General features: G+C 43.0%; 2 protein-coding genes. Both read left to right on the plus strand.

Going from position 1 to position 3,095, the window contains the following annotated elements; all coding sequences use genetic code 11:
• On the plus strand, positions 1–1,403 hold a 1,403-nt coding region (locus tag F6K57_RS41385; protein ID WP_293074932.1), incomplete at its 5' end, for a hypothetical protein.
• A gap of 578 nt (positions 1,404–1,981) precedes the next feature.
• Positions 1,982–3,013: an HlyD family efflux transporter periplasmic adaptor subunit gene (locus F6K57_RS41390; RefSeq protein WP_293074935.1), complete on the plus strand. Its 1,032-nt coding sequence runs from the start codon at positions 1,982–1,984 to the stop codon at positions 3,011–3,013.
• The last annotated feature ends 82 nt before the right edge of the window (positions 3,014–3,095 follow it).

Consider the following 3,095-nt stretch of genomic DNA (forward strand, 5'->3'; position numbering starts at 1 on the left):
AAACAGACCCCAACGGGCGTCCTCACCCCATTTATGGTAAGGGAAAAGGTGGTGATGGTTGGGGACCGGATGTGCGAGGAGGTTGGGTGGATGGACGCAACACGGACAATCTCCGGGCAATGCGAGAGATTTCCGTTTATCTGATGGCGGAGGAAACCGGAAATGAAGAGACTAGGCGTCTGTATAAAAAGAAAATTCAGCGCTATGTCTGGGCGCTCTACAACATTGGTATGGGAGAGTGGGATTCAGAGACTTACCATGGTCACACCTTTGCGGCTTATCTAAATCTCTACGACTTTGCGAAGGAGCCGGAGGTGAAACAACTGGCGAAAGCGGCTCTAGATTGGATGTCAGCGGCGGCAGCAGTGAAATATTATCGAGGTGGTTTTGGCGGACCGACTAAGCGGGATTACGGCAAAAGTAATGTGGTATACGGAGCCAGTGCTGCCCGTCTGTTCTGGCTTTATTTTGGCGATGTTACCTTAGTGAATCCTAAGCCAGAACGGGATGTAATTCACGTAATTACTAGCGCCTATCGACCTCCCCAGGCGGTGGTAAAGTTAGCTCGTAAGCAGTTTCAGAAGCCTGTGGAAATCCTGGCTAGTAAACCAGTCTATGAAAATTGGAAAGCTGGAGGTGAGGACAAACCAGGATATTGGGAAACCACCTTCTTTGGTCATACCTATCAGTTGGGGAGTTTGGCGGGTGAGTTCCCCGATGGTGATGTCGGACCATTCAAGCTAATGGCATACAATCAAGAGCGGGGTGTAGATTTTTTTGTTGCTAATACTGGTGGTGATTGGGTGAAGCCAGGAAAAAATCAGGGCGACCAAGTTGGGCAATACCGTAACCTAGTTCTTTGGTTAAGACCAGCTACGGATAGACCATTCTTTTTCCAATTACCTAAGACGGCTCAAGCAGAAATAGAAGATGGGATTTGGTTCTTTAAACTGGAGAAAACCTGGTTAGCGATTCGCTCGATTAATTTGGATACCTATACTGAGGTGGCTATACCCAACCAGAAATTCGCCCAGCTCTATAGTCAGGAAAAAACTCTGAAGGCAACACCCCTAGGCAATAGCTATGCTGGCTTTGCTCTAGAAGTAGGAGAGGAGGAATCTCATGGTAACTATGAGGATTTTAAACAGGCAGTTAAGACAAAAAGTCAGTTAGATTTACGTGAAATTGCCATAGGTAAAGTGCAGTGGATTGGTAGCACTGGTGAGAGTCTTAAACTGACCTACAATCCTAAAAATGACTTGCCAAGTCTGACGCGAAATGGGATAAAACATGACTGGTCAAAACACCTTGATCTGTACAAACCAGTTAATGGGAATGGACCAATTTCTCTAGGTTGGAAAATAGGTAATCTCCGGGTTGACGCAGGTGATTTGGTGTTTTAAAATTGAGTATTAAGTGTTGATTTATCGCTAAATATTCCCTAAGAGGATGTCTGAAACCAATAGTCAGCACTGCGGTAATACAAGTCATTTTTTAACGAATAACGTTGATTATATAAGTCATTATTCTGGAGTCTAGACTAACTGGTGTTGAAGGAGTTGTAATGCCTTCAGCGCACCCTCGTTGGTTAGGTTTGGTGCCCATAGAATCACAAGGTTAGTATTTTAAATACAATCGGTGAAGCAAATACCATTAGCCCCCTACTAGGGTGACTGATAGGAAACTTGTCAGACATGTTATAGCGCTACGCGCAAGGCAATAGGCATGCTAGCAATAGGCAATAGTTTCCTAGAACAGCTTTTGCTGCTTGTATCAATGTCCTACCCTTAATGGTTAGTGCTATAAGTTAAAATTTTAGTCCCCATTTATTTGTGATAAACAAAAAAAATAAGTCTTTATGGATAAATCTCTATTTTTAGATCATCAATAAAATGCCAAAAATCAGGAAACTATCAAGCCGAAGCGGCAAATTTATCCTTTACTACTGAGCCTATTGGGTTTAATCCTAGCTGGGATAGCTGTGTCAAGCAAGTATTTTGTATCAACATCCCAAGATAGAACAATCCCACTAAGTGGTCGGATTGAGGGGGACGAAACTGATATTGGGACGAAAGTTGGAGGTAGAGTTAATTTTGTAGCTGTGCAGGAAGGGAAAGAAGTAAACAAAGATCAGAACATTGTGCGGCTTGACGATCAAGAAATTCAAGCTCAGTTAAAAGGTGCTACTGCTCGTTTAGTTTCTGCTCAGCAACAGGAACTTAAAGCCCGTCTGCAAATCAATTTAGTCGAAAGTCAAATTCTGGAGGTGCAGCTAAATCTCAAAAAAGCACAAGAAGATACCAGAGGTCAAGTCTTACAAGCTGAGGCATCAGTTGCAGCTAATGTTGCTCAACTTAATCAAGCGTTTGCTAAGTTAGAAGAAGCTCAATCTGAATTAAACTTAGCAAAAGCTAATCGCGATCGCTTTGCTCAATTGGTGGAGCAGGGAGCCGTAAGCAAACAACGATTTGACCAAGCTCAGACAACGTTTGAAAAAGCCCAAGCAACTGTTAAAGCAAGTCAAGCATCAGTTAATGCTATCGGCAAATTAGTAAATGTAGCACAGGGTCAGTTAGTACAAGCCCAAACCTCTACTCTCAACCCAGAGATTATCAACGCTCAACTGAGCAGATTACAAACTCAGTTAGCCCAGGCTCGTTTACAACTGGCTATGGTTCAAGCTGAAGTTGAGATTGCCAAAGCTTTCCAACAAGAGATTAAAAGCAAAATAAGTGATCTGAAAATTGCCAGTCCCATTGATGGTGTGGTTATTACTCGTCTGGTTGAACCGGGAGAAATAGTTAGTGCTGGTCAAACACTCTTAACGGTGATCGATCCCAACAATGTTTATCTACGAGGATACGTTCCTCAAGGAGATATTGGCAAAATTCGAGTAGGACAGAAAGCTAAGGTATTTCTTGATTCAGACCCAGATCAACCTTTAAGTGCTACAGTGACTACTATTGATAGGGCAATCGCATCTAAATCAGGAAAACCAACGAAGCTAAAGTGATTGGACTTGTTTTCCACAATATTTCTCATTTTTGGTTGGTTAAAGGAGCATGCCAACGGGGTCGGAACAATCTGGCGGCATG

Origin of the sequence: Moorena sp. SIO4A5 (genome assembly GCF_010672005.1) — a bacterium.
Taxonomy (GTDB): domain Bacteria; phylum Cyanobacteriota; class Cyanobacteriia; order Cyanobacteriales; family Coleofasciculaceae; genus Moorena.